Origin of the sequence: Flexithrix dorotheae DSM 6795, assembly GCF_000379765.1 — a bacterium.
GTDB lineage: Bacteria > Bacteroidota > Bacteroidia > Cytophagales > Flammeovirgaceae > Flexithrix > Flexithrix dorotheae.
The window spans coordinates 63149-85139 of record NZ_KB903454.1; the positions used below are offsets into that span (position 1 = coordinate 63149).

The 21991-nt window shown below is 34.5% G+C and carries 18 protein-coding genes; 7 read left to right on the forward strand and 11 right to left on the reverse strand.

What is annotated here, in order from left to right:
• Positions 1–47 precede the first annotated feature (47 nt).
• The gene (locus tag A3EM_RS46135; protein ID WP_020530499.1) at positions 48–1604 is read left to right on the forward strand and encodes a sensor histidine kinase; all 1557 of its coding nucleotides are present in this window, start codon (positions 48–50) and stop codon (positions 1602–1604) included.
• Here the strand turns inward: A3EM_RS46135 and A3EM_RS0122430 are convergent.
• Together A3EM_RS0122430 and A3EM_RS0122435 are read right to left on the reverse strand one after the other, a co-directional pair.
• The gene (locus A3EM_RS0122430) at positions 1594–3222 is read right to left on the reverse strand and encodes an N-acyl-D-amino-acid deacylase family protein (RefSeq protein ID WP_026210525.1); all 1629 of its coding nucleotides are present in this window, start codon (positions 3220–3222) and stop codon (positions 1594–1596) included. The two genes, A3EM_RS46135 and A3EM_RS0122430, sit on opposite strands and share 11 nt — an antisense overlap.
• A 4-nt stretch (positions 3223–3226) precedes the next feature.
• Positions 3227–4255, reverse strand: coding sequence for a dipeptide epimerase (locus tag A3EM_RS0122435; RefSeq protein ID WP_020530501.1), 1029 nt, complete (start codon positions 4253–4255; stop codon positions 3227–3229).
• A 229-nt stretch (positions 4256–4484) separates the two neighbouring features.
• Between A3EM_RS0122435 and A3EM_RS0122440 the strand changes: the two genes are divergently transcribed.
• On the forward strand, positions 4485–5153 hold the full coding sequence (locus A3EM_RS0122440; RefSeq protein ID WP_020530502.1) for a peptidoglycan recognition protein family protein: 669 nt from the start codon (positions 4485–4487) through the stop codon (positions 5151–5153).
• A gap of 29 nt (positions 5154–5182) precedes the next feature.
• Positions 5183–6289: an alanine racemase gene (locus A3EM_RS0122445; protein WP_020530503.1), complete on the forward strand. Its 1107-nt coding sequence runs from the start codon at positions 5183–5185 to the stop codon at positions 6287–6289.
• 4 nt (positions 6290–6293) lie between these two features.
• Here the strand turns inward: A3EM_RS0122445 and A3EM_RS0122450 are convergent, their stop codons facing one another.
• The 5 genes from A3EM_RS0122450 to A3EM_RS0122475 all read right to left on the reverse strand — a co-directional run bounded on the left by A3EM_RS0122450 (position 6294) and on the right by A3EM_RS0122475 (position 14192).
• Positions 6294–7313 (reverse strand): YheT family hydrolase, encoded by a 1020-nt coding sequence (locus A3EM_RS0122450; RefSeq protein ID WP_245576539.1) that lies wholly within the window; start codon positions 7311–7313, stop codon positions 6294–6296.
• Entirely contained in the window at positions 7306–7932 is a 627-nt protein-coding gene (locus A3EM_RS0122455; protein ID WP_020530505.1) for an NUDIX hydrolase, read from the reverse strand. Before A3EM_RS0122455 ends, A3EM_RS0122450 begins: the two co-directional genes overlap by 8 nt.
• Positions 7933–8047: 115 nt before the next feature.
• Positions 8048–8857, reverse strand: coding sequence for a hypothetical protein (locus A3EM_RS0122460; protein ID WP_157638032.1), 810 nt, complete (start codon positions 8855–8857; stop codon positions 8048–8050).
• A gap of 390 nt (positions 8858–9247) precedes the next feature.
• Positions 9248–11296: a BatA domain-containing protein gene (locus A3EM_RS0122470; protein WP_020530508.1), complete on the reverse strand. Its 2049-nt coding sequence runs from the start codon at positions 11294–11296 to the stop codon at positions 9248–9250.
• 322 nt (positions 11297–11618) lie between these two features.
• Positions 11619–14192, reverse strand: coding sequence for a M14 family metallopeptidase (locus A3EM_RS0122475; protein ID WP_020530509.1), 2574 nt, complete (start codon positions 14190–14192; stop codon positions 11619–11621).
• 112 nt (positions 14193–14304) lie between these two features.
• Here A3EM_RS0122475 and A3EM_RS0122480 point away from each other — a divergent pair, with 112 nt between their 5' ends.
• Positions 14305–14910, forward strand: coding sequence for an OmpH/Skp family outer membrane protein (locus A3EM_RS0122480; RefSeq protein ID WP_063745031.1), 606 nt, complete (start codon positions 14305–14307; stop codon positions 14908–14910).
• A 248-nt stretch (positions 14911–15158) separates the two neighbouring features.
• A complete protein-coding gene (locus A3EM_RS0122485) occupies positions 15159–16220 on the forward strand; it encodes a tetratricopeptide repeat protein (RefSeq protein WP_020530511.1) in 1062 nt (353 codons plus the stop codon).
• Between the two features lie 111 nt (positions 16221–16331).
• On the opposite strand, the gene rfaD is transcribed toward A3EM_RS0122485, so the two are convergent.
• The 4 genes from rfaD to A3EM_RS0122505 form a co-directional block, all read right to left on the reverse strand.
• Complete coding sequence (rfaD, locus tag A3EM_RS0122490) at positions 16332–17300, reverse strand: ADP-glyceromanno-heptose 6-epimerase (protein WP_020530512.1); 969 nt, start codon at positions 17298–17300, stop codon at positions 16332–16334.
• A 60-nt stretch (positions 17301–17360) separates the two neighbouring features.
• On the reverse strand, positions 17361–18200 hold the full coding sequence (locus A3EM_RS0122495; RefSeq protein ID WP_020530513.1) for a tetratricopeptide repeat protein: 840 nt from the start codon (positions 18198–18200) through the stop codon (positions 17361–17363).
• Between the two features lie 37 nt (positions 18201–18237).
• On the reverse strand, positions 18238–19215 hold the full coding sequence (locus A3EM_RS0122500; RefSeq protein ID WP_020530514.1) for a vWA domain-containing protein: 978 nt from the start codon (positions 19213–19215) through the stop codon (positions 18238–18240).
• Positions 19216–19444: 229 nt separating this feature from the next.
• On the reverse strand, positions 19445–19633 hold the full coding sequence (locus A3EM_RS0122505) for a hypothetical protein (protein WP_020530515.1): 189 nt from the start codon (positions 19631–19633) through the stop codon (positions 19445–19447).
• A 283-nt stretch (positions 19634–19916) separates the two neighbouring features.
• Here A3EM_RS0122505 and A3EM_RS0122510 point away from each other — a divergent pair, with 283 nt between their 5' ends.
• Together A3EM_RS0122510 and A3EM_RS0122515 are read left to right on the forward strand one after the other, a co-directional pair.
• Positions 19917–20204: a hypothetical protein gene (locus A3EM_RS0122510; RefSeq protein WP_020530516.1), complete on the forward strand. Its 288-nt coding sequence runs from the start codon at positions 19917–19919 to the stop codon at positions 20202–20204.
• Positions 20205–20370: 166 nt separating this feature from the next.
• Positions 20371–21987, forward strand: coding sequence for a hypothetical protein (locus A3EM_RS0122515; RefSeq protein ID WP_020530517.1), 1617 nt, complete (start codon positions 20371–20373; stop codon positions 21985–21987).
• Positions 21988–21991 lie beyond the last annotated feature (4 nt).

Sequence of the window (21991 nt, forward strand, 5' to 3'; positions counted from 1 at the left end):
TCCCCAAAGAAATTATCCAATTCTCATTTTTTAACTAAATTAAGCCCATGAATCAGCAACCTTTGTTAAAAATCGGGCTCATTTTAATGGTGATTTTTCTTTTGCCAGTTATTTCTTTTTCGGTTTATGAAATATCCCAGCTCAATCAAAATGAAAAGGATATAAAGGAAATTTATGACAACCAACTGGATGCCATTTTGTATTCCGTAAATCAATACTCAAATGATGTGATCAATTCTATTGCCAGTGAATTGAATAGTGCTTTGAATGATCATTACACAAATGGAGAAAAGGCGGTTCAGGCCATAATGGAAGAAAATGAATCGATTACTCATATTTTTTTGATCAATAATTTAAGTGAATTGAAAATCACCTTTTTGGGTAAGGATACTCTGAGAAATAAAGAAGCTCTTTCCATTGCAATAAAAGAATTGGTGTTGTTTAATAATGATGTGGTGAAGAAACTTTTTACGTTTCAAAGAGGAGGTTATAGAAAAATTGAAGGACTTAATAAACCAGAATTACCGAATGGTAAGTTTCCCTTAATTTTTTTATTGGATGAAGATAATCAGGATTATCAAATTGCAGGGTTAATTGTAGATCCTGAACTTTTTATTCAGGAGGAAATGGGACCCAAAATCCAATCAATTTCTCTGGAAAAGTTTATTATCACAGCTTTCCATCAAAACATTGAAAACCCGGTTTATAGCACAGAAGACTTTGAAGGAAAAACTATTCAGCAAAGCCGCCCGCTATGGCTTTTTCCCGGTTATGAATTGGGCATCATCCTGAAAGGAGAAACAATTGATCAATTGGTCAGACAGCGGTCACAAACTGACTTAATCTTTATTTTGGCAGTTAATGTCCTGCTTCTTATAGGGGTAGTCATGGTTTTCAGAAACATTCGAAAAGAAGTAAGATTGGCTCAGGTAAAATCCGATTTTGTGTCCAATGTTTCCCATGAAATAAGAACTCCACTTTCCTTAATCAGTATGTTTGCAGAAACCCTACAAATGAATAGGGTAAAGTCCGAAGAAAAAAAGAAAGAATATTATTCCATTATAAGCCAGGAAGCCCACCGACTTAGTGGAATTGTAAATAAGATTCTGAACTTTTCTCAAATGGAAGCCGACCGAAAAAAATACCATTTCGAAAAAGCAGATCTTAATGAGATAATCCATGAGGTTTTAAACAATTATGATTATCACCTTAGATCAAAAGGATTCCAATACCAATTTCAAGCTGGAGAAATACCGGCTTTAAACCTAGATAAAGGAGCAATTACAGAATCGGTAATTAACCTACTGGATAATGCCATAAAGTATAGTGAAGAACAGAAAAAAATCACCATAGAAACCAGGTTAGAAAAGAACCAAGTGGAATTAAAAATTAAAGATTCGGGGATTGGTATTTCAGAACTTCATCAGAAGGAAATATTTGAAAAATTTTTCAGGGTAACCACCGGATCCATACATAATACCAAAGGGACAGGACTTGGCCTGACCCTGGTAAAACATATTATGGAAGCTCACAAAGGAGCAATTAAATTAAATAGTAAATTGGGAGAAGGGAGTACCTTTACCCTGCTTTTTCCTATTGCTTAAATCCGGGACCTTTCACAAATTTGCCGGGAGTTTTTCCTGTATGTGCTCCGTTTTCAATTACCGGAACACCATTCACCAATACATGAATTACCCCCTCGGCATATTGATGAGGTTTTTCGAAAGTGGCTTTATCGATTATGGTATTTGGGTTAAAAATTACCACATCAGCAAAAAAACCTTTTTCCAACTTACCTCTTTGCTTCACCCCTATCCTTTGAGCCGAAAGCCAACTCAATTTATAAATGGCCTCTTCCAGTGGAATCACCTTTTCTTCTCTGACGTATTTGCCTAATAATCGGGCAAAGTTCCCATAAGTTCTGGGATGAGTCATGGATTCCAGATTTTTCCCTTCAGCGGCAATTGACCTGGCATCAGAGCAAAAAGTGATATAGGGAAGCTTGATTTGCTTTTTCACATTTTCTTCAGTCATTAAAAAATAAGCGCAACCTATATCCCCATGGTTTCCTAAAATTAATTCTACAATAGTTTCTGCCGGTGACATTCCATAAATTCTGGCTACATCTCCTACATTTTTTCCGATGAGGTAATTCAGGGAATCCTGATTAAATTCAAGTAAAAGAATATTTTCAGGCTTACCTGAAAGACTCAAAAAATTCTCCCAATCTGTCTCATCACTTTCCATTTCACTTATAATTTTCTTTCTTGTTTCAGGATTTGCCAACCTTTCCAAAAACTTTTCTTTCCCTCCATCCTGAGCCCAAGGAGGCAAGCAGGCATCCAGTCCGGTAGATGCTCCAGTGTAATTATACATATTGGCTTTGATGTCTAAACCTACAGCATTGGCCGAATCGATTTTAGCCAAAATTCCATCCAGTTTTTTCCAATTATTTTCCCCGGCAGCTTTTAAGTGGAAAATTTCAGCAGGAAGATTTCCTTCCTTTGAAATCTTTATTAATTCATTTACAGCTTCTTCAATTTTATTTCCTTCACTTCTCATGTGGGAAATGTATCTTCCGCCATATTTTCCAGCTTCTTTGGATAAGGCAATTAATTCCTCGGTAGAGGCAAAAAACGCTGGAGGATAAATTAAAGAAGAGCCAACCCCGAGCGCTCCACCTTCCATAGATTCTTTTACCAATTCCTGCATTTTCTGAAGTTCCTCCGCATTTGGAGCCCGGTCCTCATATCCTAATTGATTGATCCTGATAGTGGTAGCCCCAACATATGAAGCGAAATTACAAGATACTCCCTTTTCTTCCAGTGCTTTCATATTGTCATAAAATGAAAGTGGGCCGTTTTTGGCATCTTTGGCATTATATGGCCCAAGGGATGAACCCTCTCCAAAAACTTCTAAAGTAACCCCTTGTTTTAAATCCGAAAGAGATCGGCCATCAAGTTGAAAAGGATAGGCTGCCCAACTGAGATTGTTTACAAAACCAGGGCTTACCGCCATGCCTGTTGCATCAATTCTTTGCTTGGCTTTTTTAGAATCCAGGTTACCAATTTTAGCTACTTTATCCCTTTTAATCCCAATATCAGTTTGAACTCCGGGTGAACCAGAGCCATCGTAAACGGTGCCATTTTCAATTATATAACTATATGGCGTGCAGGCCATGAACAAAAAAATTACTGACCCAATCAAAAATATTTTATTCATGTCCTTATACATTTAAAGTTTCTTTTAATAATGTTACACCCGAACCGTTTTCTTTCCCATATTTTACAATTCCATTTTCAATGGTAACTCCACTGGCAATATCACTTTTGAGCAACAAAGCTCCGTCCATATCTACATAATCTAATTGAGGTAAAAGCTGGGCGATGGCGGAAATACCCACCGTAGACTCTGTCATGCATCCTACCATTTTTTTCAATCCCAGTTCCTCTGCTTTTTTAATCATTCTCCTGGCTGGAGTTAGTCCACCACATTTGGTTAACTTAATATTGACTCCATGGAAATACCCATAACATTTTTCCACATCATTTTCCTTAATGCAACTTTCATCTGCAATAATGGGCAATGCACTTTTTTGAAAAACCTTTTTCATTCCTTCCCAATTGTCAGCAGCTAGTGGCTGCTCAATAAACTCTACACCCAACTCAGCCATTTCTTTTGAATTTTGTATCGTTTCTTCAGTGGTCCAGGCACAGTTGGCATCAACCCTGAATACCGCATCTGTAACTTTTCTTAAAGCTTTAATGATCTCAATATCTTCGGATGTTCCTAATTTTATTTTATAAAGCGGCCAGGGCTGTTCCTGAAGTTTTTTAGTCATATTTTCGATGGAATCAATGCCAATGGTAAAGTTGGTTAATGGATTATTTGCCTGGTTTGAATTCCAAAGCTGATAAACCGGTTTTCCATGAATTTTTCCATAAAGATCATAGGCTGCTTCATCAAGCGCACATAAGGCAAATGAGTTTTTCCCAATGCGTTGGTTTAACTCTTCCCAAAGTTTTTCAGGCGTTTCAAATTGATAGGATGCCAAAAAACCTCTTACTTCTTCCAGGCTTTTACTAATATACTCAGCTGTAATTTTATAATACTTATTGGTAGTGGCTTCCCCAAATCCGGAGAAACTGTTTTCTCTTAACTCCACAATTACAGTTTCCTGACTTTCCCTTGAATCATGGGCTATTTTAAAGGGATGTTTGAGCACCAGTTTAGTGGGATAAATATTTAATTTCATGTGTTAATGGGTTAATGTGTTTTAAACTTTGAGGAAAATCGAATAGCAATTTCCGATTGTAGTTCATCTTGACCTGGTGAGTGCTTGGATAGGTCAATTTTATTTATTGGTCTTTTGTAAGGTCTTTTTTAGTTTTTGCATTAAGAATGCAAACCGGATTGGTTAAAATTGCTAAAAATTAACAATCCTGATATTTCAGGCAAAAAAATAAAAGAAAACACACAAAACCATGCAAAAACAACTTCTATTTTTAATTACATTATTTTATTCCTTTCAACTTGCTCATGGCCAGATTAAAATTGTGGACAAACCTGTAATTTTTGATGAACGTAGGAAAGAATTGTCACTTGAGTATATGAAGACCAGGTACGATATTGAAAAAGAGACTCCCACTATCGACCCAAAGATCATAGTTGTCCACTATACGGTAATTCCCACTTTCGAAAAAACTTTTCAGGTATTCGATAAATCGGAAATTCCACAATCCAGAGACCAGATAAAGGGAGCCAGCCAATTGAATGTTTCGGCTCAATTTGTAGTAGATAGAGATGGCACCATTTACAGGCTAATGCCTGAAACCACCTTTGCCAGACACGTAATCGGCTTAAACCATTGTGCTATAGGCATTGAAAATGTGGGAGATGGAAAAGATAATCCACTTACAAAAGCTCAGTTAAAAGCCAACGCCAAACTGGTAAAATATCTCAAAGAAAAATATGAAATCGAATATTTAATTGGTCATTATGAGTATAAAGCATTCCAAAATCATCCTCTTTGGAAGGAAAAGGATAAGAATTACAGAACAGTAAAGGATGACCCGGGAAAAGATTTCATGAAGGCCTTAAGAAAAAAAGTAAAAAAACTGGATATTAATCCTGCACCGGAATTAACCAATTAATTTATTTTCAATCTTAACTGAACTCTATTTTGGCTTTAAATATCATACAACCTACCCTGCTACTTGATAAACAAAAAGCTTTAAATAACATTAAAAGAATGAGTGAAAAAGCCAGGCTGAATGGCATGGCCTTCACTCCTCATTTTAAAACTCACCAATCTGCAGAAATAGCCTCATGGTATAAAACTTTCGGGGTTTCAAAAATTAAAGTATCTTCCCTTAAAATGGCCAGGTATTTTGCTAAAAATGGATGGGAAAATATTGTTTTGGCATTTCCCCTAAATATCCTGGAAATTCCGGAAATAAATGAGTTAGCCCAAAAGGTAAAACTTGATATTTTAATTGTAAATAAAGAAGCATTAATTGCTTTAAAGAACCAGTTGACCACGGCCATTGGGTTTTACATTGAAATAGATACAGGATACCATCGAACAGGAATTCCTCCAAGGGAAATTGATTTGATTTCAACTTTAATCAGGAAAGCTAAAGAAAATCAACTCCTTCATTTCCAGGGATTTTATTGTCATGCGGGGCATTCTTATCACCTGGATTCTCCTGAAGATTTTAAATTAAACTTCCAACAATCCCTAGATGCTTTGAACCATTTAAAATCAATTTTTATTCCCCAAAATAAGCACTTAAAAATTTCTTTTGGGGATACTCCCTTTTGTAGTGTTTTTGAACAATTTAAAGGAGTAGATGAATTTGGTCCGGGAAATTTTGTTTTCTATGATTTAACCCAACAAAAAATTGGTTCTTGCCATTATGAAAATATAGCTGTAGCAATGGCCTGCCCTGTAATTGCCATCTATCCCGAAAGAAATCAAATTGTAGTTCATGGCGGAGGTGTTCATTTTGCCAAAGATTTTCTAGTCAATAAAAATGGTCAGGCAATTTATGGAAAAGTAGCAGCATTTGCCCCTGGAAATCCAAAAGGTTGGGGTAAGCCAATTGAAGATATTGAACTTACTGGTATTTCGCAGGAGCATGGAACTTTATCTGCAACTAATGCTTTTATTTCAAAAACAAAAATTGGAGATATTCTCTCTATATTACCTGTTCATTCTTGCATGACGGCAAATGCAATGGGTGAGTATTTAACTCTGGATGGAGAAAAGCTTAAAATGATGAAATAAAACTTTAATATTCAGCAAATTCCAAAGCTCTTAATTCTGTATACGTTTCTTTCTTTCCTTTAAGTTCGAATCCCACATGTCCTCCATTTTGAGGCAATTCTAAATTTAAAAAATCACTTTTTTTGGCAAGATCCTCCGGATAGCATTTGTCCACCAGAAATGGGTCATTAAGGGCATTAATTAACAAAACTGGCTTCCTGATTCCAGAAAGATGATGAATGGAACTGGCTTTATCGTAAAAATCTTCAGCACTTTTAAATCCATGCAATGGTGCAGTATAATTTTGATCGAATTTCCTCAAAGATTTTATTTTGTATTTTTCCAAAGGTTCTACTGAAATCAGCTCTGGCATCAGTTCAGCTTTCGCCTTTACCTTTTCAGAAAGTTTTTTAAAAAACCGCTTGTTGTAAAAAATTTTACTTTTTTTCTCTAATTCTATGCTACAATCTGTTAAGTCGCAAGGAACTGAAACCGCAATACCTTTTTTAATTTCCGGTCTTACTTTTTCCCCTCTTTCACCAAAATATTTTAAGGTAAGACTTCCTCCCATGCTAAACCCAACCAACACCAATTCATTGTAGTTTTTTTTATCCAAAATATGATGAATCACTAAAGAAAGATCAGGCGTATCAGCATGGTGATAAAACCTGGGCAAGCGATTCATTTCTCCACTACAACTTCTGCAATTCCAACCTATTCCGTCCCAACCATTTTGATTAAACAATCTGATCACACCTTTTACATAATGCCGATTGGCACTTCCCTCAAGGCCATGGGAAACAAGTACAGCCTTTCGATTCCCTTTGGCAGACCAGTCGATATCTAGAAAATCACCGTCAGGAGTTTCTATCCTTTCTCTGGTATAATTTACTTCTTCAATTTCCCTGAGGAAACTTGGAATTATAGTTTGTAAATGACCATTGAATTGAAAAGATGGGGATTTAAATTTTTGCGCTTTAATAATAGGCATTGGCTTGTAGGGAAAAAAAATCAAAAGATGGTCAATAGTGTAAAATTTAATCATTTGATTCATTTAGAATCATAACTAACTCACTGATCATCATTGCAGTAGCCCCCCAAACAGTTTGACCAGCTACCTGAAAGGAAGGGGCTACAAATTTAAGTCCTCGAACATTCATGGAAATCATTTTTTTGTTTTCAGGTTTTTTGAAATAATTTAAAGGAACATCAAAAACCTGGTCTACCTCAGTTCGGTCAATCTCATATTTAATATCGTTTTTTGAATAGGCAACAACCGGAGTTACCAGAGAATTACTTGGGGGAATATAAAGCTCTGATAATTTTCCAATCACTTGGGATCTTGGGATTTGTACCCCAATTTCTTCCTTGGTTTCCCTTAATGCTGTATCAATAATATCGTGGTCTTCATCCTCTCTTCTTCCCCCAGGGAAAGCAATTTGCCCACTATGGACCCCATCGTATTTAGGCCGTAGAATAAGAGGAAGTTTAATGGAATTTTCCTTTGGAAAAAGAAGAATTAAAACTGCGGAAACTCTGGGATTAACAGGTTTTACTTTTTCCATGGCCAACCTCCCGGGGGAACTCATCAAGTCATGTGCTTTTTTCCCTGGCAGATCAGTCTTAAGCCTGTTTTGTAGTTGTGAAATAAACTGATTTATCATTTAATGAACAAATAAATTAGCACTGGTGCTTAGTAGTATAAAAATAAGTATTTCTAATTTATTAATAACACTCAATCATTATACAAGTTCATTAAAAACAAAAATGTGGTAAAATCTAATATGGGCAGTATACAGGGATACTGAAACCATTTCTTTTATCACTGAAAATATACTCATGGTATTCATTCAGATGATTTTTTTGTTTGGCCCCAAAAATGTATTGTAGTTTAATGGTAAACATTCCATAAACATCCTTTTTATCCGGATTACCATTGGCAATCTTCCCGGATTCCAATCCTTCAGGGTTTATAGCACGATAATAAGCACGCCCTTCATCAGTTAATTCATCCACAATAATAAATTCCTTACTTACACCATCCAGCATATCCGTGTCAGTAAGCCTTACACCTGCATCCAGAATAATACCCCACCGAGGGCTCATCCGGTATCTTAAACCAACTGTAAGAGGTATTATCATGGTATGACTTGGAATAGCTTCTCCATCTGGTAACCATTTGGAAGTATTAAACCACCATGACTGATTATTAGCCTTCCATACTTTATTTGCAGGTTCAACCTTAGCAATGCCAATACCACCTGAAAAAAAAGGCATTAATTTCCTGCCTGGATAAGCTGTCACAAACCCTGCATATACATCATATAAATCCGCCTTAAAAGTACGGTTCCTGGAATCGTAAATATCTCTTGCATATAATTGAAAAGCAGATACACCTCCTTTTAGGTAAAAACCTTTAGAAACTCTATACCAGGCTTCCATATTAAAAGCGGGTCTTGAATCTCGGGGAAGTGGGTCTGCAACATCTCCTGAATAACTGGTACCACCTAAACCTGCTGCAAGACTCCACTGAGCCTGTGCCTGTTTAAATCCGATCAAAATTAAAAAACCAATTACCAGGATCTTCATTCTGGTTGAAATTTGCATATAAAAATTCTTCTGCATCCAAAATTTCAGTTTCACTTAAAGGATGCGTCTACATCTACATCAATAGGTTGTTAGATAATTCCTAAAAAGTTGGGGTTTAAAGGCTATTGTTAAGTTGAAATGCAAAAATATATCATTGGACCTTTCTGAAGAAAGTTTTTTTTTAATTCTTTCATTCTCCATTTAAATGAATGGAAAAAAATCATTATAATACCAATTAACCCAACTTTTTCCTAAACTCAAAAATCACATGCTTAGAACTCCTAAAGTTGGATATAATGAAGGGTTAGTAAAAATTTGAAATGCAAATAAATCTTAACAAGGAAAATAATTTAATTATCCTCTAGTCCAACACTGTTTTACACAGTATTTTTAAGCATCCTTCCAAAACCGGATTAAAAGGATTTCAACAAAGAGGAAGAACAAGGCTAATAGCAAGGCATACCTCCACAATGGGGTGGAGATGTTTTTTGTGCTAAATTCTTTGGCAAATTCGTCTTCATCAGGAGCTGAAAAAATCTGTACATTTTGCGATTCTCCAAAAATCGTTTGCAGGTCCTCAGCAGAATAATATTCTAATTGTGATTCCGATTTATCGTAATTGAACGCGATTAACCCTCCATTTCTTTTCGTTTTTGAGTTTTCAATAGCATAAGTCCCTGATTCTAAGTTGTTTTTAGGAACATTTAGCATAAGATTATTTCCTGCTATTTGCTGAGAAGGAATTAATTCAAAATCTCCATTTACCAATTTAAATATATCATTTTTATTCACCGAGTCGATAGAAATACTGGCAATATTTTCATTAAATGAATAAGCAAGCCTATCATTTTTTACTTTACTGTTAAGCGCAATTTTATACATCACCGGAACAAATAAAGCGTGCTTGGAAAAGTCAGTAAATTTCTCTTCCAAGGGGGTAGTAAATAGGTATAATTTGCTATCGTTTTGGGTAAAATAGGTAAGAAATGGACTCTCATTTTTAAACTTCAGTAAATTTGTCCCCACTCTGGGCCATTCCAAATACGGATTAGCCACAGGCATACTCATACTTGAGGAAACTTTTTCAAAAACCCCTTCAAAAAAAGGGATCTCCATAGATGGAGGAGCGAGCCCCATTTTTGAATCTGCATTAAGGTTTTGCAAACTACTTTCTGAAATAGTTATGGGATATTGCACAAGGGCCGTATAACTTTCCAGATCAGGTTGTGAGGAAGGGAAAAGAACAATGCTGGTTCCATTTGCATACGCTCTTTGAAGTGAAATTAACAAAGCATTATCAATCTCATCAATATTTTCCAGAATTATTAAATCCGCAGAATTGAGCGCACTATAATCTAGAGAGGATATTTCATATTGCGTGATTTCAAAAAAAGTCTCTGATGAATAAACATCCTTAATTTTATTATTTCCCCGATTAGCAATGTTTATAATTTTTATTTTGGGCGCTACTTTTATGGTGAAGAAATATTCATCATCAAAGTTTACCGGAAAATCTTCCAGTTCAATTTTACAGGCTTTTTCACCAGAATCATAAACTGAAAAATTCATGGTGATTTCTTTTCTGGCATTCGCTTCGAGGTTTATTGTAGCACTGGAAACCTGTTTTTCATCAATAAACAACTTTACCACCCTTCCTTCAATATCTTCTTCACCAGAATTTACAATTTTCACTTTCAGGATATTATTTTCCTGTTCTTTAATAAAAGGAGTTTCTAACCAAACTGAATCGATATAAAGATTGGAGCTTTGGTTGGGAATAAGTGGAATCAGGTAATAACTATTAGAAGTATCAGTTAAAATTTCATTGAGATTGCCAATGGAAGATTTTTGAAAATCTGAAATCCAGAAAATATGATTCCCGGTTTCTGAGCTATTATTTCTTAATCCATCCAATTGTCTGGCATAAACATTTTCCAGTGTCCTTCCGGCATTACTAAAATCCAGCTCCAATAATTTATCACTTAATTTTTCACCTTCATAAAAAAAACTGACATTACCCTCAAAGCTATTATCGATCAGTTGATACCGGGTATTTCCGGAAAAAACACCTTTTATTTGTTCTATATTATTTTTCCCAATATCAAAAAGTCTTTTATTATCCAATTCATTTTGGAGACTATAAGAATTATCGAAATAAATACTTACGAGATTGCTTCTGGAAAGCCCTGCAGAATTTTTATTGGGAATGAAAGGTCTTGCAAATGCAAGAACCAAAAAAGTAATAAAAAGTATTCGTGCAAGAAGCACAAGAATGTTTTTTAATTTATTCCGGGAATTGGTGATTTCCTTTATGGAAGTAAGAAATGCTACATTAGTAAAATACACCTTCTTTGCCCGCTGGAAATTAAAAAAGTGGATAATTACCGGAACAGCAATTAAAGACAATCCATAAAGAAAAAAAGGTGCGATGAAGTTCATATAGTGATTAAATGGTTTTCAAGCAAAAAGAAATTTAAAAAATAGGTGAAATACTAATTTCAGGTAAAAAAATCTTGCAACTGCTCAAGTATCTATGAAAGGCAATTGTTGTTTGAACAAAAAATATTTTGAGCTTTCAATGCTATTCCTCCATACACTCGTGCAAATCGTTCCTGTAAATAACTTTGGGTTTTTAAAATTCTTATTTCAACCATAAGTTATTGCTAAAAACAGCAAATTTAAATTTTCAATTCAATAATACTTCAATAGTTTTTAATAAAAAATTTAAAAATATTGGCTATACAAAATTGCCAAAAATTATTTATCTGGCTGTACCATGAATTATGGTTGAGCCAAAAAACATGGCATTTAAAAACAATTTATTCGTTCCAAACCAAAATGCCCTGAAATTGGCATTATCTACCATTGAAATAACTTTCCCTTTACCTAGGTTATTTATCATCACCGCCCCGGTATTTCCTATGCTTTCCAGATTAGCTTTAGAAATATATCCTGATAATAATGGAGATGCAGTATAAACCAACGGATTGGCATATGGCTTTTTGTGTGGATGAAACATACTGCCAGAATTTCTAAATACCGGTAAAAAAGTATCTTTATATCCATAACCAATTGGATGTGTAATATCGAGATTTGCCCCAAAAATAGCCCCTCCAATTACTTTTGCACCGGAATCATTGCTATAATCTGCATAAGTTCTACCATTCAGGTTTTCATTTTTTTCTTTCCTTTTTGGTTCAAGTGATAAAATATCATTTTGAGTACCCCAATTCACCGCACTTTTTTGCAAGATTAAAACTCCACCTTCCTTTACCCAATCCTTTATTTTATGCCTTCCCTCACTTTCCAGGCGATTGTAGTTACCATTTACCATTACCAAAGTATTGTACTCGGATAAGGAAATCTTTTGAATGTCTTCAGCTTCAACCATAGAAATGGGAATATCAAACCGTTGGTCAAGCAAATGCCAGATTTCTCCTGCTTCATAACTGCTAACCCCTTCTCCCACAACCATAAGGGGTTTAGGTTTGGGGACGTCTTTTAAAGAATTACTGCCCAAATCAATTCCACTTATGGCATAGCCTGAACTGGCCACATAAATTGAAATTCCATTTTCATCGGCAATTTCTCTCATCAAAACATCCAGTTTTTCCACATGATTATTAGGCAGTCCTGTAGGAATCACGATTGTCCCATAAGAGAAATTTTCCTTTTTATTTCCAATTTCCTGGGTAAAAGGTTTAGAACTTACCTTTGCTTTTACTCCTTTTTTCAACAGTTGGTACAAAGCTCTGGGTGCATAATAATCATCCCACCTGAAAATATAGGCCACTCCCTCCTTCTCGCCTATTATTTCTCCTTTTGGAAATTCCGGGGTGTATATTTCATTTCCTAAAAAACCATTAGTCATAGTTTCCAATTCGGAATAATCTAAATTAAAAGCAAGAGGCATTGTCCATGTCGAAATATCATAAAACAAACTATCTTTAAATGTAGTTTGTGTTTTAAAAATAGCTTTCACCAGAGAATATTGAGGCTGATCCAATGGCACAATGAAACTATTTTCAGGCAAAAAATTCTCCCCACCATTATTTACTGATTTCCCCAGTTCATAAACTCTTATTTGGTGGTGTTTCAATATATCGAGAAAGTGGTAAACTCGGGCTGGATCATTTTCAGCCTTGAAAACATATGCTTTTACAGGGTCAGCATTTGCTCTTGAGGAGGCGTCCTGATAAAAGCTTTTCTGAAAGTTTAAAAACTCATCTTTCAATTCAAAACCTCCTTTTAATGTGGCCAATGAAGCAGTGAAATGATTTTTAATGGTAAATGGAAATGTTAAAATACCATTGATTGTTTCCTGAGCATGTCCGCGGGAACTGGCCTGCTCAAATAAAATCCCTATGCTGCCCTGCACATCCGGATAAGTAGAGCCTTTACCATAGTAAAAATCATCAAATCCTTCTTTGGAATAGTAAAGAGAATTGATTTCGTCCATTCCCAGTGCAAAATACTCCCCTAACTTATTGGTTAAATCAATATTTTTCTGGGGCGTGAGTGGATTGGTCCTTTGAGGAACTCCCGGTTGGAAAAAGAAAGTAGCATTGGACCCCATCTCATGGTGATCGGTTAAAATATTAGGTTTCCATTCCTGAAATTTTCTCACTCTTGCTCTCGATTCAGGATGCTGTACTGGTAACCAATCCCGATTCAGGTCAAACCAGTAATGATTCGTTCTTCCCCTAGGCCAAACTTCATTATATTCCCTGCTATTTGGATCGGTAATTAAATTCTTTCCCTTGTGCATGTTCACCCAGGTTGAAAATCTGTTAAAACCATCGGGGTTATAACATGGGTCTAATAAAATGATGGTATTCTGAAGTAATTCATCAATTTCCTTTCCCTGGGCCGCAGCCAGATGATAGGCAACCAAAGGACCTGCATTGCCACCACTTGGTTCGTTGCCATGAATACTATAACCAAGCCAGATAACAATTGGCATATCCGCAATATTCAATTTACCAGATTTTGAAGGATCGGCTAATTCCTGGTGTCTAGCCTTTATTTCTTCAATTTTCTCCAGGTTTTCTTTTGAAGAAATAGTTAGCAGTAGTTGAGGCCTGCCCTCATAAGTTTCCCCGGTTTGTTCAATTAAAATGCGATCCGATTTTTCAGCAATGCCTTTATAAAAATTTAATAACTTATCATGAGTTAGATGCCACTCTCCAATTTCATGGCCAATTAAAGCTTTTGGAGTGGGAATTGATTTGTTATATTCAATTTCGGAAGGAAGATAATAATTTAAGTCAATTTGGGAGAAAGCTGCCTGATAGTTAGTAAAAAGAAAGAAAATAAATAGAAACTTTCTGATCATGATAATTTTATATTAATTATTTATAATACTACATTTGCATCAATGCTAAAAATGCATGTACTTTATGAAAGTACTAATTAAAGAAGATTAAACTTAAAATTGTTAGATTAAAGTGAAAAGTTTAGGTGTAATATTAAGTATTATCGCAATTCTTGCTGTTTTGCCATTATACTATTTCAAATTCTCGGGAGAGGAAATGTCAAATGCAAATACTAAAGCAGCAGATAACATTAAACAACAGGAAGCTAAAATTGCTTACGTGAATTTTGATACATTACTACAGAATTACAAGTTTTACGATGACATCAGTGTAGAATTCCAAAGCAAAAGAGACAAAGCTTCAAAACAATTGGAAACCAGAGGACAGAAACTGGAATCGGAAGTAGTGAGTTTCCAAAGAAGAGCTCAGGCTAATTTGTTGTCACAAAATGAATTTAACAGACTACAACAAGAACTGGCACAAAAACAACAGGACTTACAGGTTTATCAACAAACTGTATCTGCAGGACTACTTGAAGAGGAACAAGCTAAAAACAAGGAGCTGTATGATAAAATCCATTCCTATTTGAAAAAATACAATGAAACAAAAGGATTCAATATGATATTCAATTATAGAGAAGGTGATGCCATTTGGCTTGCTGAAGATGGATTGGATATTACCAATGATATTGTGGAAGGCCTGAATAAAGAATATGAGGCTGAAAATAAAGAAGAATAACCAGGCAGGTTAAGAGGGTTATTTTTCACAAATACCGAAATCAGTTCCTTAAGAATTTGATTTCGGTATTTTTGTATATCCTTGTTTCAAAATGAATTCAATCTTAAATTTTTATTTTTGTTTTTTAAACTCTTTTCATGCTCAAAATTGATAATTAAAATCCTGGAAATTAAGTTTCAGAATACATGGCAACTACCCCTTTTCACATCAGGGTTTAAGAAATTAATATTAATCAAATCAACTCGTAAATGGATTATTTTTTCAAATCTGTTTTTTGCATAAGTTTAATTTTTATTCATGCGTGTAGTTCTCCCGAGAAAACCGGTGACAGGCTCTTACCTATTCCAGATGAAACCAATAACAATGCTGAAAGTCAAATTTCTTACCTCACCAGAATAATTGAGGAGGAAGACCCTAATCCAGAATATTTTTTTCATCGGGCTAAACTATTTCTTAGTGTGGAAAAGCCAAGTGCAGCATTACGGGATATTAACAGGGCCATTAACCTCAACCCTAACCAGGCATCCTATTTTTTTTATAAAGCCCTTGCTTTAAAAGCGGAGGAAAACTTTGAAGAGGCATTAACTGCAAGCATAAAGGCCGAAGAAGGTGGTTTTGAAAATGTAGAGTTAAAGATTCTTGCAGGTGAATTATATCTTAGTCAGGGGGACACCGTAAATGCTTTAAATAATTTAAGGAAAGGATTAGAAAACGCTCCGGATAATTATAGTGTTTCCTATAACCTTGGGAAAATTTATGCTGGCGGAATGGATACACTGCAGGCATTAAAGTTTTTAAATAATGCCATCAAAATTTCCCCTGAAAAAATAGCTCCTTACAATGAAGCTATGAGAATTTTATTGAAGGTAAGTGATTATCCCGCTACATTAAATTATGCAAAAAAAGGTCTGGGAAACAGTACACCCAACCCTTCTTTCTCCTACCTTTTGGGAGAAACCCTGGAGTTTTCCGGGGAAATTGATTCAGCGGCATTTTGGTATTTAAATTCCTACAAGATGGAGCCTGTCAATTGGCAGCCAAATTTTAAATTAGGGCAATACTATACTAAAAAGAGAGACTTTTTAAAGGCTCAAAAATTTTTGTCACAGGCTGTAAAATCCAATCCAAATTTGAAGGAAGGGTTTTCCGAATTGGGGAGAATAAATGAATATTACCTGGGAAATCTTGCTGAAGCAAAAAACTATTATGAAAAAGCTTTTTCCCTTGATAGTGCCGACACAAAGCTTCCATTTTATTTGAGAAGAGTGGAAAGAAAACTGGAGTTTCAACGGTTTTCAACTGAATTTTAGAAACTTATCCTACAAGAATTTTCGATAAATCCGCCTCACAAAATATTCAATTAAAGCAAAAGAGGCAAGCCAAATAATCAGCTTGCCTCCTTTTAAATATTTTATTTTCCTTTAGTAGGTCTTATAACCTTCCTGAAGGTAATTTTTCACATAATCATGTATACCATCTTCCAAAGAAGTAAATGGTTTATTGTATCCTATTGCAGTCAATTTTTCCATATTAGCTTCTGTAAAGTATTGGTATTTATCCCTAATATCCATAGGCGTATCAATAAAGGAAATATTCTCTTTCTTGCCCATGGCATTAAAAGTACCTTTAGTTAAATCCAAAAAAGTCCTTGCATGGCCAGTTCCTAAATTAAAAATTCCTGAGTCTTTTCGGTGGTGCATTAAAAAGCTAATCACTTCAACCACATCTTTCACATAGATAAAATCTCTGGTTTGTTCTCCATCTTTAAAGTCCGAATTATGAGACCGGAACAGTTTCATTCCATCAGTTTTATTGATTTGATTGAAGGCATGAAAAATTACCGAAGCCATTCTTCCTTTATGATACTCATTAGGCCCGTAGACATTAAAAAACTTCAAACCTGCCCAGTAGAAAGGTTTTTCCTTTTGCTGAATGGCCCATTTATCAAAATCATTTTTGGAATCTCCATAAGGGTTAAGTGGTTTTAGCTTTGGTATAACCTCCTCATTATCATCATAACCAAATTCACCTAAACCATAGGTTGCTCCAGAAGAAGCGTAGATTAGGGGAATCTGATTTTCGCAGCATGCTTGCCATATTTTTTTTGTATAATTCAGATTAAGTTCATTAAAAATTTCAACATCGAATTCAGTGGTATCTGTCCTGGCACCAATGTGAAAAATAAATTCGACTTCAGCCTTGTTTTTTTCTAGCCAGGCAAAAAAATCTTTTCTATCTACTTTTTCCTGGATTTTTTTCCCTTCCAGATTGACTAATTTTTCAGTTTTTGAAAAATCGTCCACTGCCACTATAAAATTAAAATTATCCTGGTTTAATCTGCTTATTAAACAACTACCTATAAATCCTGCTGCTCCTGTTACTACAAACATTAACTTTTTATAATTTTATGATTAACACAAATAATTACGAATATCCAATGGAACTCAATTTTACCAATCGGGTTTATTGCTTTTTGGAAGTTGATTTTTTGATTTCTTTTTCAACTGCTGATAATATTGTTTTTCCTGTTCTTCCATAGCTCTTAAAATCATTTCAGCCCTTTCCTTGTCAATTTCAGACATTTGCTGCTCCATTTTTTGTTCCTTAGGATCGGATTGTTTTTCCTCAGTATTTTTACTATCCTGAGGCTTGTCCATATTTTGCTCATCAGTCTGCTCTTTGTCTTTTTCCTCCTTATCTTTATTTTGCTGATCCTGCTGATTTTCCTGGTCCTTATTTTGTTCCTGATCCTGTTGATTTTGTTGGTCCTGATTTTGCTGCTGATCTTGCTGTTGTTGATCTTTTTGTTTTTCCTGTTTATTTTTATCCTGCTGTTCTTCATTCTTTTTCTGATCCTCCAACAGTTTTTTAACTACTTCATAACCTTTTCTGGCATCCTCATTTGCAGGGTTATTTTTAATGGCTTCTTTAAAATTTTCGAGGGCATTTTCGTATTTTTTATTTTTTGCCTTGATTAGTCCCAATTGCTGATTGGCAATCGAAGCAATTTTTTTATCATTTGCTTCATCCAGATAACTGTAATTCGAAGCAGCATTGGTCATGTCACCCATTCTGTAATAACAATGAGCAATATTCAATCTTATCTTAGGATCATCTACACCAAGAGAGTCTATTAAAAAATTATAGGAGGCAATAGCATCGGCATAATTTTCATTTTCATATGCTTCCTGTGCATATGACTTGTAACGATTAATTCTGGCTAGTTCTCCGGGATCAATTCCGAAAACCTTAGCGCTGGTCAAAAGCAAACAAAATAAAACAATTCTCATAGTAATATTTTTTTCTTTTCTTAAATTGGATTAGACCTTAGATTTTTACCACTTTTACCTTAATTACCATATCCAAAACCATTAGAATAAACGCTGCCAAAAGAAAGTAAAAGTAACGATTTGCCGCTGCATCTATCTCCTTACTACTTCTTAGCTCTCCCTCCAGTAAATCTATTGAATTAATTAATTGGGAAATCTGGTTGTCCTTATCGTTTATTTCAAAATACTTCCCTCCTGTAAGCTCTGCAAGGTCCTGAAGAGGTTTTGAATTTAATGTGGTCACTACATCATCCCCTTTATTATCCCTTTTAAACTTATAACCCTGTGGAATTTTACTTCCTTTTTTAGTCCCTATCCCTACAGTATACAATTTAATTTGTAAATCCTGAATTTCTTTGGCAATCTGGGTGGTTTCATCTCCAAAATCTTCACCATCACTTATTAGAATAATAATTTTAGATTGTTGATTGTTCACCGTTTGGTTGTCAACTACCTGATGTTTTTCAAGTGCCATTTTTAAAGCAGGCGAAAAATCTGTACCGGAATTTGATATAAGACTTGTATGGAGCGTTTCCACAAAAAGAAGCATAGCACTATTGTCATACGTAAGCGGACATTGCAGGAATGATTCATCCGAAAAAATAATTAATCCCAGCCGATCAGCATTAAAGGATTTAATGATATTCATTATTTCAAACTTTGCTTTTTCAATTCGGGAAGGTTTTACATCAGTAGCATCCATAGACTGAGAAAGGTCCATCAATAAATAAATGTCTTTACCCACCGACTTCACCTCCCTCCTGGATTCTCCGAATGTAGGCCCTAATAAAGCGATGAGCATTAAAGCGAAATACAGCGTTCTGATTACAACCTTAAATGCAAGTTGATCAGTACTACTTCTCACTTTTCTACCAATGCTTATGGTTTTGTAGACAAATGTTAAATAAAATCCAATAAATATAACCAGAAAGGAAAGTTCTAATACCCCAATACTCCTAAAAAAAGTGATGTCCATCCAAAAAATAAATATAGTATTCGAACAAATTTATGCAAAGGAAAGAATATGTACCAGAAATCAATCAACATTGATTAATTATTATGGATTTATACGATTAATTTGGGATTAATGGTAAAAAAGGAATTTAAGCGATGATCAGATTCATTAAAAACACTTCCATTTAAAACAAAATTATCCCATTGGTTATAATAACTTAGGCATCCAATAAGCTTTTCTGATTAAATATTTAAATATGTTTCAAGGCAGAATTTCTGGCTTTTTTCACCATAGTACCGGTTTCGTGCATCCTTTTTAATAAAGAATCTATACTATTCAGGGTAGTATCCAGATGGGTTAAAATTTCTTCCGGATTAAATGTAAGCGAAGTTGGCGGTGCAATAATTTCAAGAGTGGCAGGTGTATCAATTTTTTTCATAATTAATTAATGGTTAGTTATAATGCTTATAAATTAATACCGGAAATGTAGAGATGTAACCTCTTTTTGGGTAAAATTATTATTGTGTTTCAAAAGAAAATATATGTTAATATAATGCAACTATAGTCCCAATAATTATGTAATTAGAAAATAAATCAATATTTTCATAAAATACCCAGGGTTAATACACCAAAAACTAAATGAAAATCTCTATTATAATGGGAGATTTCACAAATACTGTTGACTGAATAAAAAAGTTTTTTTTTCAACAAATTCTGAAACCATGAAAGTTGCGAACCCAACCAAATTAGATCCTAAAGTATTGAAAGAAGTGTTTTTTTATTTACCAGACCAATACAAAATTCTGCTTACACTTGCAGATATTAAATTTGTATTAAAAGGAAAAGCACTCTACGAAACCCTATCAGAAAAGGAAGAAGGCAATATTACCGCCTTTCTAGACTTACCCCAATTTATAAAAAGAGAGGCAAGCCAAAAAAGGAATGCCATATCAAATGAAGCCATAAATGCTGTGCTGGAAGCAAATAAAATGTGTGATATTGCTTATTGATACAGAAAGATTCCACTCCTACAAATACGCTTGGGAAATAAAATGATTCCCAAGCGTTTATTTTTTATATAAAATATAACTATTTTAATATTTTGAATCTAAAAATTGTTTCTTAATTTTGATTCAATATCCTTAAAAAATTCAATCTTTACTATTTTCCATATACATGAGCGCCCAACCAAAAGCCATCTTCATAAAGGATTACTCCAAAAAACTGTCTACTAAAATTTGTGATGACTTTTTTGCATCTAACTCAGTTATTGAAGGCAAACAAATTGTTGATCTACATCCTGTTAGACAAGTAAATTTGTTTGTTGTCAATACCATTTTTTTTGAATGGCAAAAGGAAACTGCCAAGTTGCGCAGTCCTTTTTTTAATTATAAATCTCCTGAAGTTAAGGAAGCCTATAACAATCTCATCAATTTGCTTTCAAAAAACATTAGTATCGAAAGGAAATTCTTTGAGCCAATATTGGAAAAGTCAATTCAGGAAACTTTAACCTATTTGATATCTCCCTCTTCACATTTTGAAATCAAGTTTAAAGAAGCTGATGGAAAAATATATATAGCCAGGCAATTATTACCCACCGGAAAATATTTTTCCATTCATGCAGACCTGATCAAAGCTTTTTTCCAAAAGTTGAAAAATGAAGAGCCTAAATTAAAAGCAAAAAAAATCATCAAAATCCTGGATAAGATTATTGAAAAAGAGCCGGATTTACTCGATGAAATTGATGACACTCTTGAATCATTTTCCAATTTAATTCCGATTTCCAGGGAGGATTTAATTTATTCAGAAGAAGAATATCAGGAAAAACAAAAGGATGAGTTATTTAACTTCACCGAAAATGGAGATGATGATTTTGAATATGAAGATTTTGAGAATGTAGAAGATAATTTTTCTAAGGAAGAGGAAGTAACCATCCATCAGGAGGCTTCAACTCCAATGGAGGAAGAGGAAAAACCTCTATTGGAAAAAGAAGAGCAAGATGAAGAAAATTTAATTAAAGCAGAAATTCCATCTGATGATGTGGAAATAAAGGAATCGGAAGAGCCTGAAAATGTAGTGCCGCCTATTATTCCTGAAAATGAAATCAGTCTGGAGGATATTGAGGAAGAAATAAAAATTGAAGAAGAAACTGAGAAAGAAGAAGAACCTAAAATAAAACCAGAAAACAATTCTTCCCCAAGCTACGAGTGGAATCAACCGGTAGAAGAAAGCCCAAAGGAAGAGGAGGCTCCAAAGGAGACATCAGATTTTTCAAGTGAATTTGATGACGATTTATTAGATGAAAGTGAGTTTGAAGAAGCTTCTGAAGAGAAAAAGGTTGATTTTTTTGATAAACCTGCACAACCTAAAGAGGAAGTAAATACACCTGCTGTAGAGGAAACAGTTTTAGACAAGATCCAACAACAAGAAACAAAAGAAGAAACTCCTAAGGAAAATCTGCATTCAAAATTTGCCGGGAAACAGGAAAAGGAAAACGAGGAAGAAGAAAAGGAAGAAAATGATGTTTATTCTGCACTCTTAGATAAACTTGACAAGGGTGATGTGAAGCCCTTAAAGGGCAATATTTCGCTAAATTTAAAATTCAAATTTCAAAATGAATTATTTGGGGGAAGTAATGAGGAATTTAATCATGCCATTGAACTGATAGATGGTTGTGATAATTACCATGCCGCCATTAGTTTAATAAAAGAAAGATATGTAAATAAATACAATTGGGATTTCGGGGAAGAATCTACAATAGAATTTTTAAGCATGGTTGATGGGAAATATTAATTAA